A 13823-nucleotide genomic window follows, 5' to 3' on the forward strand; every position below is an offset into this window, starting at 1 on the left:
TGTCACCGGCAGCCCGAACTTGGTGACCAGCCGGTCGGTGAAGGGCGTGAGGTGCAGGCGCGCGAGCCGCACCGGCTCGGCGCCCCGGCGGACCTCCACCCGCGCGCCCGGCGGCAGGCCGAGCGTGCGCCGCCCGTCGCACCACAGCACGGCCCGCGGCGTGTCGGTCAGCACCTCCACCGCCACCAGCGAGCGTGGCGAGACCACGAGCGGGCGCGAGAACAGCGAGTGCGCACTGATCGGCACGACGAGCATCGCCTCCACCTCCGGCCACACCACCGGTCCCCCGGCGGAGAACGCGTACGCCGTGGAGCCGGTCGGTGTGGCGCACACCACACCGTCGCAGCCCCAGTTCGACAGCGGCCGGCCGTCGATCTCGACGACGACCTCCAGCATCCGCTCCCGCTCGGCCTTCTCGATGCTCGCCTCGTTCAGCGCCCACGTCGTCCCGAGGACCTCGCCGTTGCGGCGCGCGGTGACGTCGACCGTCATGCGCTCCTCGACGTCGTAGCGGCGGGTGACGACCCGGTCGACGGTCTCCGCCAGGTCGTCGCGCTCGGCCTCGGCGAGGAAGCCGACGTGCCCGAGGTTCACCCCGAGCAGCGGCGTGCCCGCGGTCCGGGTGAGGTCGGCGGCGCGCAGCAGCGTCCCGTCCCCGCCGAGGACCATGACGACCTCGGCGTCCTCCGCCGCGGCGGCGGTGCAGGGCATCACGTCGACGCCCGCGCAGCCGATGTCGTCGGCCTCGCCGTCCAGCACGCGGACGGCGATGCCCGCCTCGCTGAGCCGCTCGATGACCAGCTGCGCGCTGCGGACGGCCTCCGGCCGTCCCGTGTGCGCCACGACCAGCACCGACCTCTTGCTCATATCGTGCTCACACTCCACTCCGGCGTACGGCCGCCCACTTCGCGAACGCCCTCTGTACGGCCGCGGGCCCCGTGGCGATCATTGCGGCCCCTCGGCGACGGCCCGCGCCAGGTCGGCCTCGGCCAGTTCCGGGGCGCCCGCGCGCAGCCACAGGAAGTACTCCACGTTGCCGGACGGGCCCGGCAGCGGGCTCGCCACGACACCGCGGACGCCGAGGCCCAGCGTCGCCGCGTGCGCGGCGACACCGCGCACCGCCTCGGCCCGCAGCTCAGGGTCGCGGACGACGCCGCCCGCGCCGACCCGGTCCTTGCCGACCTCGAACTGCGGCTTCACCATCATGGCGTAGTCGGCGTCCGGCGCGACGCACGCGCGGATGGGGCCGAGGACGAGCTTCAGCGAGATGAACGACAGGTCGCCCACCACCACGTCCGGCGGGACGTCGCCGAGCATCCCCGGCTCCAGGTCGCGGATGTTGACCCGCTCCAGGACGGTGACGCGCTCGTCGGTCCTGAGGGACCAGGCGATCTGCCCGTAGCCGACGTCGACCGCGTGCACGTGCGCGGCGCCCGCGCGCAGCAGCACGTCGGTGAACCCGCCGGTGGACGCGCCGGCGTCGAGGCAGCGCCGGCCCCGCACGTCCAGCCCGGAGAACGCCTCCAGCGCGCCCGCGAGCTTGTGCCCGCCGCGCGAGACGTACGCCGGCCCCGCGTCGGCCTCGTCGACCACGATCGCCGCGCCGGTCTCGACCTGTGTCGCCGCCTTCGCCGCCCGCTGCCCGCCGACCCGCACCCGCCCGTCGCCGATGAGCTGCGTGGCCTGCTCCCGCGACCGCGCCAGCCCGCGCCGCACCAGCTCGGCGTCCAACCGCCGCCTGCTCATCGAGCCGCCCCGGACCCGCTCATCGGCCGTTTCCGGGACGGGGCCGCAGGGCGGACGGGAAGGCCGGACGCGGCGCCTGGCCCCCGCCTTGGGCACCCCCCTGGGGCCCGCCCTGAGCCCAGCCGCTCTGGGGCCCGCCCTGGGCAGCGCCTTGAGGCCCGTTCTGGGCCGGGTCGGGTTCGTCCTGGTCGGCGGAGGCGAGCAGTTCCTGGAGCCGCTGGTGCACGTCCTCGAAGATCTCCACGTGGTCGGGGACGGCGCGTCCCGGCAGGTCGGCGAGCCGCGCCACGGCGTCGTCCACGCGCGAATCACCGGTCGGCTCCGGCGCCGGCACCGCCTCCACCCGGAAGACGTCCTCCGCGGCCGACGCGCCCTCGGGAGCCGACGCCTGTCCCGCGACCGACGCGCCTTCGGGAGCCGAGGCCCGTCCCGGGGCCGGGGCGCCTTCGGGAGCCGGTGCGGTCCCGCCCGGCGAGACGCCGGAGGATGCCTCCGCACGGCCCTCGGACCGCTCCGCGGCACCGTGTCCGGGCCGCTCCTCGGCGGGCCGCCCGGCGGCCTCGTCGGACATCACGTTTACCTCCCAGTCGCCCGCGACCGCGCGCTACGAGTCGCTTAGGGCTCAGTCAGAACGCTACCGTCCCAAGACGACATCGTTGTCGAACGAACGGGGAACGGCCTGACCATGGCGAACGAGGAGGAGTGCCGGGCGGCGCTCGACCGGATCGTCGAGCGCCTGGCGGAGGTGGAGCCCGACCGCCTCGCCCGGCACGTCGTCGAGCGGACGATCAGCTGCCGCGTGTCCGACCTCGGCGTGGCCTACCGGACGCGCCTGCACGCGGGCGGCCTGGACCCGTTCGAGCCGGACGGCGACCCGAGGGCGGCGCAGGTCCGGCTCACCGTGGGCAGCGACGACCTGGTCGCGATGGCGCACGACGAGCTCAGCCCGGCCAAGGCGTGGACGGCGGGCCGCCTGAAGATCGAGGCGAGCATCTTCGACCTGCTCCGCCTACGCAAGCTCCTGTGACCGGCGCCCGGCCTGTGACCGGGGGCCGGGGAGCGCGCCGCGCCGCCGAGCCCCCGGAGTGCAGGACACCGCCCCGAGGGGCGGGGGTCAGCGGGCCCGGTAGGCGCGGGGCAGCCGGAAGCCGCGCTCGGCCAGCACGCCGCGGAGCCGGTCCGGGTAGTCGGTGATGAGGCCGTCCACGCCGTCGTCGATGAGCTTGTTCATGGTCGGCTGGTCGTCCACGGTCCAGGGGATCACCTTCAGGCCGAGGCGGTGCGCCTCCGCCACCATCTGCCTGGTGACATAGGGCCGGTAGGAGGGGTCGGTGACCTTGCCGTCCTGCGGGAACCCGTGCACCGGGGAGAACGCCGACGCGCCGAACGACTTGACCGCCTTGAGGGGGTCGCCGCCGAAGTCGTCGATGTCGATGCCGCCGAGCCACGGCGACCTGCCGGGCTGCCCGGTCTGGAGGAAGTCGTAGTTCGTCAGCGCGACCAGCGGCAGCCTCGGCTCGACCTGGCGCATCCGCATCAGCGAGCCCCAGTCGAAGCTCTGGATCGTGACCTGCCGCAGCAGGTGCGCGCGCCGGATCTCCTTGGCCGTGACCTGGACGAACTGCTCGCGCGGCGCCGTCTCGGCGGGCGCGCCCGCCTCCACCTTGGTCTCGACGTTGAGCTTGACGCCGTGGGCCCGGTACCTGCGGACGAGGCCGAACACCTCGCTGAGCAGCGGCATCCTCGCGCCGGGGGCGGCCTTCTGGCCGGGGAAGGCGGGCAGGGGCCGGGAGCCGCAGTCGAGGGTCCGGACCTGCTTGAGCGTCAGCGTGTTGACGTACTTGCCGGTGTAGGGGTACTCGGGGTCGCCCGGTGTGGCGGGTCCCGTCACCTGGCACTTGTTCGGGTCGACCTTGCGGTCGTGGGTGACGACGGCCTGCCCGTCCTCGGTGATCTGCACGTCCAGTTCGAGGGTGCTGACACCGAGTTCGAGGGCGTTCGCGAACGCGGGGAGGGTGCTCTCGACGACGAGGCCGATCCCGCCCCGGTGCGCCTGGAGATCGAACGCGCGGGCGTGCCGTCCGCCCGCCGCGCTCGCGGGCCCGGCGAGCGCCGGCCCGGCGAAGGCGGTCCCGGCGAGGGCCGTCCCCGCGAGGGCCGCCGTGAGGCCGATCGTCCGAGCCGTGCGGTGCCTGACCATGGGTGGTTCCCTTCCGTGTCCGGTGGGACCGCGGACGCGGGCCCGCCGGACACGGTCGAGGGCTGGTGCGACGCCCGGGAGTGCGCCCGATGATCACCAGGAGAACGGTCCGTGTCGCCCGGCCGAACCAGAGCAGCTAGAGGCCCTGTCAGAGGCCTAGGCGCTCCAGGGCCCCGGTGAGCGCCTCCCTGGACGGCGGCGCCTCGTCCTCCCACGCCGCGGACGCCAGGGCCCGCAGCCCGTCGTAGGGGTCGCCGGAGCCGTCGAGCTCCAGCCGGTCGCCGTCGCGGCGGGCCGTCCAGCCGCCGCACCGGTGCGCGCCGCCGTCGCGCTCGGGTTCCGGATGCGCGGAGACGAGGCCGGTCAGGTCGGGCGCGATGTAGCTCGGACGCTGGTTCGGCGGGGCCGCCAGGGCGTCCAGCGGGGTGGTGACGCCGGTGAGGACGAGGAGGCTGTCGGCGCCGCCGTTGTGGGCGCCCTCGATGTCGGTGTCGAGGCGGTCGCCCACCACGAGGGGGCGGCGGGCGCCCGTCCGGCGGATCGACTCCTCGTGCAGGGGGCGCTCGGGCTTGCCGGTGATGACGGGCTCCACGCCCGTCGCCGAGGTGATGACCTTGAGCAGCGCCCCGTTCCCCGGGTGCAGGGGGCCGTTCCCGCCGGGGATGGTCAGGTCGCGGTTGGAGCCCACGAACAGCGCGCCCGCGCTGACGGCCTGGGCGCCCTCGGACAGCAGGTCGTAGGCGATGCCGGGGGCGAACCCCTGGACGACCGCGGCGGGCCGCTCGGACGCGACGGACACCGGCCGCAGCCCCTCCGCCCGCAGCGCGAGCCGCAGGCCCATCCCGCCCACGACGAGGACCTTCGCCCCGGCGGGCAGCCGCTCCGCCAGGAGCCTGGCGGCGGCCTGCGCCGAGGTGACCACGTCGTCCGCGGACGCCGGGACGCCCACGTCGCCGAGCAGCGCCGCCACGGCGGACGGGGTGCGGGAGGCGTTGTTGGTCACGAACGCCAGGCGCTGCCCCGCGGCGCGGGCCTTGGCGAGCGACTCCGCCGCCTCGGGGACGGGACGGCGGCCGACGTACACGACGCCGTCCAGGTCCAGCAGGGCGACGTCGTAGACCTCGCTCAGGGGACGGTCACTGCCCTTCATCGCGCTCCTCGGTACGGGGATGGGGACGGGGGGACGGTTCTCCGGCACAGTCTTGCGGCACAGTCTTGCGGCAGGGTCTTCGGGACGGGGGCGCGGGGGCGGGTCAGCGGCGGGATTCGAGGGTCGCCCTGGCGTGCCGCAGCGCCCGCGCGTAGTCGGGGTTCTCGGGACGCATGGCCGCCGCGAGCGCCAGGTGCTCGACGGCGCCCTCGAAGTCGCCCATGCGGCTCAGCGCGAGGCCGAGGCCGAACCGCGCGTAGTCCTCGGCGGGCTCCTCCTCGACGATGCCGCGGAAGCTGTCGGCGGCCTCGCCGAACATCCGCGCGCCGAACTGCGCGCGGCCGAGCGCCTCGCGGATGCTGTGCGAGCCCGGTTCGGCCTCCGCGGCCCGCGCGAGCAGTTGCAGCGCGGCGGAGGCGCTGCCGGATCTCAGCAGCTCCAGGCCGCGCGTGTACCACTCGTAGACGCCGCCGCCCGGCGCCGCGGGTTCGCCGCCCGGGGCGTCCCCGGGGGAATCGCCGGGCCCTCCCGGTCCTTGAACAGCCACTGTGGACCTCCCCTCGGACTGTGATCGCTACGACGGTACCCGGAGGCCGCGCGGGCGCCCGCCGGTGATTACCATGCCCACAGTGGACGACGACCTCCCCTCCGGGCTCGGACCGGAAGAGTTCAGTGCGCGGATCTTCGGGACGGACGGGCCGCGCGCGGGCGGCGGCCTGGAACTGGCCCCGTTCCGCGGCGTCCGCTTCGTCCCCGAGGTGGTCGGTGACCTGGCCTCGGTCACCACGCCCCCGTACGACCTGATCGACGAGGCCACGGCGTCGCGGCTGCGGGCGAGCGGCGGGCACAACATCGTCCGGCTGAACATGCCCCGCGCGGCGGGCGAGAGCTACGCCCGGGCGGGCGCGCTGCTGCGCCGCTGGCTCGCCGAGGGGGCCCTGGAGGTCGATCCCGAACCGGCCCTGTACGTCTACGAGGCGGCGGACGCGGCGACCGGGACGGTGCTGCAACGCGGGCTGATCGGGGCGCTCGGGCTGCGCGCCGAGGCCGACCGGGTCGTCCTGCCGCACGAGGACGTCTTCCCCGGCCCGGTCCGCGACCGGCTGGCCCTGATGACGGCCGCCCGCGCCAACCTGGAGCCGATCTTCCTCGTGTACGAGGGGGGCGGCGACGCCGCGCGCATCGTCGACGAGGCCGCCGCGGGCGCCCCGCTGGCCGCCTTCCGGACCCCCGACGGCCTCGCCCACCGGCTGTGGCGCGTCACCGACACCGCCCTGCACGCGCGCGTCGCCGCCGACCTGCGCGACCGGCGCGCGCTCATCGCCGACGGCCACCACCGCTACGCCACGTACCGGGCCCTCCAGGCCCGCCACCACGCCGCCGGGGACGGCCCGGGCCCCTGGGACCGCGGCCTGGCCCTCCTCGTGGACTCCACCCGCTACCCGCCGCACCTGGGCGCCATCCACCGCGTCCTGCCCGGGCTGAGCCCCGGCACCGCCGTGGAACGCGCCCGCGCGGTCTTCCACGTCACCGACCTGCCCGACGAGGCCGCCGCGCTGGAGGCGCTCGCCGCGGCGCCCGGCCCGGCGTTCCTCATCGGCGGCGGCGACCGGCCGCACCTGCTGACCCGTCCCGACCCGGCCCGGCTGGAGCGGGCGATGCCGGACGGGCGGTCCACGCGCTGGCGGGGGCTCGACACCGCCGTCCTCGACCACCTGCTCGTCCGCGGCGTCTGGAACGTCCCGGAGGACGAGAACAGCATCGAGGTCGTCCACGACGACCCGTCCGCCGCGATCGCCCGCGCCCGCCGCCGCGGCGGCACCGCGGTCGTCCTGAACCCGCTCCGGGTCGAGGACGTCCTCGCCGTCGCGGGCGAGGGCGAGCGGGTGCCGCGCAAGTCCACCTCGTTCGGCCCGAAGCCGCGCTCGGGCCTCGTCCTGCGGCTGCTCGACGGCGACGACGGGCGCTGACGGGCGCTGAGCGGTGGCCCCCGGCCCCTCCCCGGGTCGATGATCGGTCCATGGACACCACGACCACGGTCACGCCGCTCGGCGGGGACGTCTACGAGATCGACACGCGGATGGCGGGCTACACCGGGATCACGGCCGGCTACCTCATCCTGTCCGACCGGCCCTGCCTGGTGGAGCCCGGGACGTCCGGATCGGCGCCGGTGGTGCGGCGGGCGCTGACCGAGCTCGGCGTCGGGCCGGCCGACCTGGCGAGCGTGGTCGTGACCCACATCCACCTCGACCACGCGGGCGGCGTCGGCGACATCGCGGGGATGTACCCGCGGGCGGAGGTCGTCGTCCACGAGAAGGGCGCCCGGCACCTCGCGTCCCCGGAGCGGCTCATGCGCAGCGCCCGGATGGTGTACGGCGACAGCCTCGACGTCCTGTTCGGGGAGCTGAAGCCCACGGACGCGGCCCGGATCCGCGCCGTCGACGACACCGGCGTGGTCGACCTCGGCGGCGGGCGCCGCCTCGAAGCCCACTACTCCCCCGGGCACGCGAAGCACCACGTCGGGCTGATGGACTCCGGGACGGGCGACCTGTACGTCGGCGACGCGGCGGGGATCTACATCCCCGAGACCGCCGACGTCCGCCCGGCGACGCCGCCCCCGGACTTCGACCTCGACACGGCCCTGAAGTCGCTCGGCACGTTCCGGTCGCTCGGGCCGCAGCGGCTGCTGTTCGCGCACTACGGCCCGGTCGCGGAGGTGGACGACACGCTGGAGCGGTCCGCGGAGGAGCTGCGCGTCTGGGTGGACGCGGTCCGGGACGCCAGGGACCGGGACCTCGACCTCGACCACGCCGTCGCGATGGTCGCCGAGCGCACCCGCGACCGCTACGCCGTCACCCGCGACGGCGCCGACCCCGACCTCGCCGCCAAGTACGAGGTGCTCAACGGCGTCGAGAGCAACGTCGCCGGGATCATGCACGCCCTCGGCCGGCACGCCTGAACCGCCTCCCGGCGGCCCTACCGCGTGGTGAACGCGCCGCCGTTGACGTGGATGGTCTGGCCGGTGATGTGCCGGGCGCCGTCCGACGCCAGGAAGTGCGCCGTCGCGGCGACGTCCTCGACGGTCCCGGCGCGCTTGTCGTGCGTCTCCTCGACGAGCGCGCCGTGCCGCTCGTCGGTCATCCCGCCCTGGAAGAAGGCGGTGCCGGCGATGTAGCCCGCCGCGATCACGTTGCTGCTGACGCCCCGGGGACCGAGCTCGGCCGACAGCGAGGCGTTCCAGGCGGCCAGCGCGGCCTTGGACGCGCCGTAGGAGCCGCCCCTGCGCTCGGCGCCGATCGAGCCGATGCTGATCACCGAGCCGCCCGGGGCCAGCCGGTCGCGGACCGACGCCGTGGTCAGGACCGCGCTGAGCAGGTTCTGCGCCAGGCTGGCGTGCCACTCGGCGAGCACCGCGTCCAGATCCGCCCCCTCGCCGGCCAGCGGCGGCAGCCCGCCGGCCGCGTTGACCAGGACGTCGACCCGCGAGAACCGGGCGGCGAGCCCGGCGACCTGGCCGGGGTCGGTCGCGTCGCAGACCACGCCCTCCACTCCTTCCTCCTTCGCGGCCGATGCGACGGTGTCCGCATGGCGTCCGGTGATGACGACGTCCGCCTGGTCGGCGGCGAACCGCGCGGCGATGGCGCGTCCGATGCCGCTGCTGCCTCCGGTCACGAGCACGGTGCGGGCCAACGTTCCTCCTCCGAAGCTGCTACGTTTAGACCTAAACATAACGGACGACGACGAGGGACCGCACCGTGACCGACGCCATACCCGTCTCCGGGGAGGCCGCGCCGCCCTACCCCGCCGCCGAGATCGCCGCGGCCTGGCGGCGGGAGCGCCCCGGCACCCCGACCGGGTCCATCGAGATCGTCACGCCCATCTGGTGGCTGGCGAAGCTGTTCGCCGCCGACCGCGGCCGCGTGCTGCGCGAGGCGGGGATCGACGCCGCCACCCTGGACCTGCTGTCGGTCGTCCGCCGCTCCGGCCCGCCCTACGCCCTCACCACCCGCGAAATCACCCGCCGGACGATGCTGACCGCCGGAGCGATCTCCCAGCGCATCGCCCGGGCCGAACGGGACGGCCTCGTCCGGCGCGCCCCGGGAACCACCGGCCGCCGGACCGTCCTCGTCTCCCTCACGGACGAGGGCCACGCCCTCATCGAGCGCTCCGTCGACGCCGTCCTCGGCCGCGAGGCCGCACTCGTCAGCGACCTGACGGCGGACGAACGCGAGACCCTCATCGGCCTCCTGGACAAGCTCATGGCCGACGTCCGCCGCCGCACCGCCGAGCCCGGAACCTGAAGGCGCTGGGCCCGTCCGCGGCTCAGTGCCGGAAGGGACCCGTGACCTCGAACGTGTATCCGTCGGTCCCCGCGGCGAACCCGCTCTTCCCCCGCTGGGACGAGAAGTACAGCCGGGTGCCGTCCGGGCTGAACGCCGGACCCGTGATCTCCGAGCCGTCATGGCCCACCACCCGAAGGAACGGCGCGACGACACCGTCCGGCGTGATGAGGTTGATCTCCATGTTCCCGCCGTCCTCGGCGATGTACAGATCGCCCGAGGACGCACCGGTCACGTTGTCCACGCCCCGCAGCGGCGGCTCGCCCCCGGTCACCAGGTCGTCGTCGTACGCCAGGTCGAGCCGCTCCGCGGACGCCCCGTACGCCCACACCCGGTTGTCGCCCTTCGTCGTGAAGTAGCAGACACCGCCGGTGTAGTAGCAGCCCTCACCGCCGTTGAACCGCATGGCGCCCGCCACCTGCTGCCGGGTCGGGGTCGTCCAGATCTGCGGATTCGGCACCCGCGCCCAGCTGACCGGCCCCGTCCCGGACCCGACCAGCACCTCCAGCGTCCCCGCCGACAGATCCCCCCACGTCTGCGGACGGAACCGGTAGAAGCAGCCGTCCGGCTGGTCCTCGGTGAGATAGACGACCTTCCGGACGGGGTCCGCCCCCGCCGCCTCGTGCTTGAAGCGCCCCATCGCGGGCCTGGGCGTCGCGGACCTCTCCCCACGCGGATCCGTCTCGTACACCAGCCCGTAGTCGTGCTCCTCGCACGACAGCCACGTCCCCCACGGAGTCGCGCCACCCGCGCAGTTCAGCGTCGTGCCGTTCAGGATCCGGTACGCGGACACCACCTTCCCGGACGCGTCGAACCGCACCGCGGAGACCCCGCCGACGAGCGGGACCTCCGAGTTGCTCACGTAGATCCAGCCGTCCCCGTCAGCGAAGCACGCCCCGCCGTCCGGCGCCGGATGCCACGTGTACCGCGTCCCCTCCACCCGCTGGAGCGAACGCGCCACGACCCGTCCGGTGAAACCCTTCGGCAGTTGCAGGCCGTTCGCGTCCGCGGCCAGCGGCGCACCGTACGGGCCGGGCCCCGGCTGCGCGGGACCGGCCGCGAACGCGTGCTGCCACACGGCCCCGGAGAACGCGGTGGTGCCGCCGGCGACGGCCGTGGCGCGCAGGAAGGTACGGCGGTTCAGGGGCATGACGCTCCTCACGGACTCCAGTCGGGATCGCGATGGAGTCGATCACCGCCGGACGGATCCAGCGGCCCCCGAACGGCACGATCCCGTGAATATCCGGTGAAAACGCCCTACCCGTCAACCCCGCGCGTCAGCGGGCCGCAGGCGGCTCCCCGCCCTCCCCCGCACCGTCGTCCGCGTCCTGCGTGCCCGCGTCCTGCTTGGGCTCCAGGAACACCGCAGGCGCCTCCGGCGCGTCCTCGGACGCCTCCTCCGCCGGAACCTGCAAGATCCCGGGATCGGCCGGCTTGAACTCGATGGCCGTAGCCGCAACGATCTCCGGCACCCCACCATCGTCAGCACCCGCCCGACCAGCACCCTGCCCACGGGCAGTCGCACTCTCGGCGGTCGCGCCGTTGTCGCCCGCGTCCCCGGCGGCCACGCCGTCTGCGACCGCGCCCTCGGCAGTGGCGTCGGCGCGGGCCGTGTCACCAACGACCGGCGCGCCAGCGCCAGGCCCACTACCACCCACATCCTCGACACCCACGCCCTCAGCAGCGGCGCCTTCGGAAGCGGTGCCCGCGGCAGCGCTGCTATCGGCGGCGGCACCACCAGCACCCGCACGCTCGGCAGTCAAGCCATCAGAGTCCAGCCCACCAGCGTCCGCACCCTCGGCACCCGCGCCCTCGGCGGCGGTACCGCCAGCACCCCCACCACCGGCAATCGTGCCGTCAGCGTTCAAACCACCGGCGTCAGCGCCCTCGGCACTCGCGCCCTCGGAAGCGGTGCCCTCGGAAGCGGTGCCCTCAGCAGCGGTACCGCCAGCACCCCCACCTCCGGCAGTCGTGCCGTCAGCGTTCAGGCCACCGGCTTCAGCACCCTGCCCACCGGCAGGCGTGCCCTCGACGTGCGTGCCTTCGTCGAGCGCGGCCTCGGCGTTCCGATCTTCGGCTCCGGCCGCATCGCTTGCAGAGGCACCCGACGCGACATCCACGGCTTCGGCGGCCTCGACGGCGCGACCATCCGACGCTGCGCCCGCACCCTCGCTCTCATACGCGTCGCCGGGTCCGGATTCGGCCGCTTCGAGTTCGCCGACCGCCTCCGGCGGCTGCTTCACGCCCGCGCCGAGTTCCTCGTGCCCGTCCGCCAAGGCCGCGAGGTCGCCTTCACCGTCGGTCGCGTCCCCGGAGTCCGTCGCCTGCTCAGTGGAGCCCTCGGCGACGATCTCGTCTTCCTCCTCCTCGGTGTCGAGGATGTGGAGGCCCTCCAGCTCGGCGTAGCGCTCGGCGGCGTCGGTCTCGCCGTCGCGGTCGGCGGCGGCGGCCCGCGCGAACCAGTCGGACGCCTCGTCCTCCCGCCCGGCCTCGACCAGTGCGTCCGCGTACGCGTAGAAGAGCCGCGCCGACCACGGCCGCAGCCGCCGGTCCCGCAGCTCCGGGATCTGGAGCGTCACCACGGCGGCGTCGTACTGCCCGAGGTCGCGGCGCACGCCCGACTCCACGATGCGCAGCTCGACGCGGCCCATCGGGTCGAGCCGCTCGGCCTCGGGCGACTTCACCAGGTCCAGAGCACGTTCGGGACGCCCTAGCCCGCGCTCGCAGTCGGCCATCACCGGGAGGTAGGAGTCGTCTCCCGCGCTGAGACGGCGGGCCGCCCGCAGTTCGGCGAGCGCCTCCGCCCATTCACCCGCGCGGTAGGCGGCGAGCCCGGCGGCCTCGCGCACCACGCCCACGCGCGACGCGAGCCGGCGCGCGGCTCGCGCGTGCTTGTACGCCCGTTCGGGCTCCTCCTCGGCGAGCTGCCCGGCCATCACCAGGTGACGTGCCACGCGGCCCGCGAGGTCCTTCGGCAGCGTCCGCAGTTCCGTGCGCACGTCCGCGTCGAGCTCCTCGCCCGTCACCTCGTCCGGCAGGATCGGGTCATCGTGCTTCGGCGCCGGGCGCTCCGCCTCGGTGTCCCGGCCACGCCGGTCGCCACGGTCGCGCGGGGGGCCGTACGAACGCCCGCCTCCGTCCTGAGGACGCCGCGGACCGCGCCCGGCGAACGGCTTGTCGCGGTCTCCGGGACGTCCCTCTCGCCTGCCCTCGAAACGGCGTCCACCGGAGGACCGCTGCTCCTGCCCGAACTTCCCTGGCCTCCGCTCGTCGCGCCCACGGCGCTCGTCACGGTCCTGGTATCGGCGGTCCTGCGAGCGGCCGTCCTGCGGTCGGCCCTCGAAACGCCGCTCGCCCTGGCCGCCACCTTGACCACCGCGCGGGGGGCCGCCGAAGCGACCGCCCTCACGCCGCTCACCACTCTGCGCACCGCGCGGCCCACCGGGTCGCCCGCCGTCACGGCGCTGGCCGCCCTGACCACCGCGCGGACCACCGAAGCCGCCGCCACGACGTTCGCCGCCCTGCTCGGTACGCGGGCCACCGAACCGGCCGCCACCGCTCTGGCCACCGCGCGGCCCGCCAGGCCGTCCGCCCTCTCGACGTTCGCCACCTTGACCACCGCGCGGCGGGCCGCCAAAGCGCCCACCTTCACGTCGTTCGCCACCTTGACCACCGCGCGGCGGGCCGCCAAAGCGCCCACCCTCACGTCGCTCGCCGCCCTGACCACCGCGCGGCCCCGCGAACCGGCCGCCTTCACGCCGCTCGCCGCCCTGGCCGCCGCGCGGGCCCGCGGCAAATCGGCCGCCCTCGCGTCGTTCACCGCCTTGGCCGCCGCGCGGACCACCGAATCGGTTCTCGCGACGTTCGTCGGAACGCCCTTCACCGGTCCGGCGGTCGTCGGAACGCTTGAACGGACGGTTGGGCCGGCGGTCGTCACGCTGCCCGCGCGGGGCCTCCCGGTCCTTCCAGCCGCCACCGGACGGACGACCACGACCGCCCTCCGACGCGCCACCGCGAGACGCGGCTCCGCGAGGGCCGCCGCTCTTCCGAGCGCCCGGCCCCCCGGGCCCTCCGCGAGCGTTGCCCCCTCGGCGAGGCGGCGTGTTACGCCCTCCGCCATTGCCTCGCCGCTCGCGGTTGTCGTCGCTTCGGCCGTCCTCTTCCGCGCTCATCACGTCCGTCACTGTTCTTGATGGTGGTTCGGTGGACTCTTGCAGCCTACTTGGGCAGGTCCTACACATGCGTCGAGGGCCGCCCCGACATTCAGGGGCGACCCTCGATCAGAATAAGTCCGGCGGTGTCCTACTCTCCCACACAGTCTCCCGTGCAGTACCATCGGCGCTGAGAGGCTTAACTTCCGGGTTCGGGATGGGACCGGGTGTTTCCC

At 74.9% G+C, this 13823-nt stretch carries 14 protein-coding genes and 1 rRNA gene; 5 read left to right on the plus strand and 10 right to left on the minus strand.

Annotation, left to right across the window (positions count from 1 at the left end; translation table 11 throughout):
- The 3 genes from E1300_RS39880 to E1300_RS39890 form a co-directional block, all read right to left on the minus strand.
- A partial coding sequence (locus E1300_RS39880; RefSeq protein ID WP_131762437.1) for an NAD kinase occupies window positions 1-867 on the minus strand: 867 nt, incomplete at its 3' end.
- A 78-nt stretch (window positions 868-945) separates the two neighbouring features.
- Complete coding sequence (locus E1300_RS39885) at window positions 946-1746, minus strand: TlyA family RNA methyltransferase (protein WP_131762439.1); 801 nt, start codon at window positions 1744-1746, stop codon at window positions 946-948.
- Between the two features lie 19 nt (window positions 1747-1765).
- The gene (locus E1300_RS39890) at window positions 1766-2317 is read right to left on the minus strand and encodes a hypothetical protein (RefSeq protein ID WP_131762441.1); all 552 of its coding nucleotides are present in this window, start codon (window positions 2315-2317) and stop codon (window positions 1766-1768) included.
- Between the two features lie 114 nt (window positions 2318-2431).
- On the opposite strand from E1300_RS39890, the gene E1300_RS39895 reads away from it, so the two are divergent.
- A complete protein-coding gene (locus E1300_RS39895; RefSeq protein ID WP_131762443.1) occupies window positions 2432-2773 on the plus strand; it encodes an SCP2 sterol-binding domain-containing protein in 342 nt (113 codons plus the stop codon).
- Window positions 2774-2860: 87 nt separating this feature from the next.
- Here E1300_RS39895 and E1300_RS39900 read toward each other — a convergent pair whose 3' ends face one another.
- From E1300_RS39900 to E1300_RS39910, 3 genes are all read right to left on the minus strand, one after another.
- Window positions 2861-3946: a glycerophosphodiester phosphodiesterase family protein gene (locus E1300_RS39900; protein ID WP_131762444.1), complete on the minus strand. Its 1086-nt coding sequence runs from the start codon at window positions 3944-3946 to the stop codon at window positions 2861-2863.
- A gap of 148 nt (window positions 3947-4094) precedes the next feature.
- On the minus strand, window positions 4095-5096 hold the full coding sequence (locus tag E1300_RS39905; protein ID WP_131762446.1) for an HAD-IIA family hydrolase: 1002 nt from the start codon (window positions 5094-5096) through the stop codon (window positions 4095-4097).
- A gap of 103 nt (window positions 5097-5199) precedes the next feature.
- On the minus strand, window positions 5200-5643 hold the full coding sequence (locus E1300_RS39910; protein ID WP_165503205.1) for a tetratricopeptide repeat protein: 444 nt from the start codon (window positions 5641-5643) through the stop codon (window positions 5200-5202).
- A gap of 73 nt (window positions 5644-5716) precedes the next feature.
- Between E1300_RS39910 and E1300_RS39915 the strand changes: the two genes are divergently transcribed.
- Entirely contained in the window at window positions 5717-7066 is a 1350-nt protein-coding gene (locus E1300_RS39915) for a DUF1015 family protein (protein WP_131762448.1), read from the plus strand.
- 50 nt (window positions 7067-7116) lie between these two features.
- The gene (locus E1300_RS39920; protein WP_131762450.1) at window positions 7117-8055 is read left to right on the plus strand and encodes an MBL fold metallo-hydrolase; all 939 of its coding nucleotides are present in this window, start codon (window positions 7117-7119) and stop codon (window positions 8053-8055) included.
- Window positions 8056-8072: 17 nt separating this feature from the next.
- On the opposite strand, the gene E1300_RS39925 is transcribed toward E1300_RS39920, so the two are convergent.
- Window positions 8073-8786, minus strand: coding sequence for an SDR family NAD(P)-dependent oxidoreductase (locus E1300_RS39925; protein ID WP_131762452.1), 714 nt, complete (start codon window positions 8784-8786; stop codon window positions 8073-8075).
- Between the two features lie 65 nt (window positions 8787-8851).
- Here E1300_RS39925 and E1300_RS39930 point away from each other — a divergent pair, with 65 nt between their 5' ends.
- The gene (locus E1300_RS39930; protein ID WP_131762454.1) at window positions 8852-9397 is read left to right on the plus strand and encodes a MarR family winged helix-turn-helix transcriptional regulator; all 546 of its coding nucleotides are present in this window, start codon (window positions 8852-8854) and stop codon (window positions 9395-9397) included.
- 22 nt (window positions 9398-9419) lie between these two features.
- Here the strand turns inward: E1300_RS39930 and E1300_RS39935 are convergent, their stop codons facing one another.
- Window positions 9420-10586 carry an alkaline phosphatase PhoX gene (locus E1300_RS39935; protein ID WP_131762456.1) on the minus strand — a complete coding sequence of 389 codons (1167 nt, stop codon included), beginning with the start codon at window positions 10584-10586 and terminating at the stop codon, window positions 9420-9422.
- A 127-nt stretch (window positions 10587-10713) separates the two neighbouring features.
- A complete protein-coding gene (locus tag E1300_RS53005) occupies window positions 10714-12462 on the minus strand; it encodes a hypothetical protein (protein WP_242619689.1) in 1749 nt (582 codons plus the stop codon).
- A 24-nt stretch (window positions 12463-12486) separates the two neighbouring features.
- Here E1300_RS53005 and E1300_RS50695 point away from each other — a divergent pair, with 24 nt between their 5' ends.
- Entirely contained in the window at window positions 12487-13629 is a 1143-nt protein-coding gene (locus E1300_RS50695; protein ID WP_165503204.1) for a hypothetical protein, read from the plus strand.
- Between the two features lie 96 nt (window positions 13630-13725).
- Here the strand turns inward: E1300_RS50695 and rrf are convergent.
- Window positions 13726-13823: ribosomal RNA gene (rrf, locus tag E1300_RS39945) — 5S ribosomal RNA — on the minus strand; the annotation flags it as partial.

The organism is Actinomadura fibrosa, from assembly GCF_900659615.1.
GTDB lineage: Bacteria > Actinomycetota > Actinomycetes > Streptosporangiales > Streptosporangiaceae > Spirillospora > Spirillospora fibrosa.

What these genes read in the sequence shown, in the direction of transcription:
- E1300_RS39885 (WP_131762439.1), bottom strand. Translation starts at nt 1,746, where the DNA reads ATGAGCAGGCGGCGGTTGGACGCCGAGCTGGTGCGGCGCGGGCTGGCG.
- E1300_RS39890 (WP_131762441.1), bottom strand. Translation starts at nt 2,317, where the DNA reads ATGTCCGACGAGGCCGCCGGGCGGCCCGCCGAGGAGCGGCCCGGACAC.
- E1300_RS39895 (WP_131762443.1), top strand. Translation starts at nt 2,432, where the DNA reads ATGGCGAACGAGGAGGAGTGCCGGGCGGCGCTCGACCGGATCGTCGAG.
- E1300_RS39900 (WP_131762444.1), bottom strand. Translation starts at nt 3,946, where the DNA reads ATGGTCAGGCACCGCACGGCTCGGACGATCGGCCTCACGGCGGCCCTC.
- E1300_RS39905 (WP_131762446.1), bottom strand. Translation starts at nt 5,096, where the DNA reads ATGAAGGGCAGTGACCGTCCCCTGAGCGAGGTCTACGACGTCGCCCTG.
- E1300_RS39915 (WP_131762448.1), top strand. Translation starts at nt 5,717, where the DNA reads ATGCCCACAGTGGACGACGACCTCCCCTCCGGGCTCGGACCGGAAGAG.
- E1300_RS39920 (WP_131762450.1), top strand. Translation starts at nt 7,117, where the DNA reads ATGGACACCACGACCACGGTCACGCCGCTCGGCGGGGACGTCTACGAG.
- E1300_RS39935 (WP_131762456.1), bottom strand. Translation starts at nt 10,586, where the DNA reads ATGCCCCTGAACCGCCGTACCTTCCTGCGCGCCACGGCCGTCGCCGGC.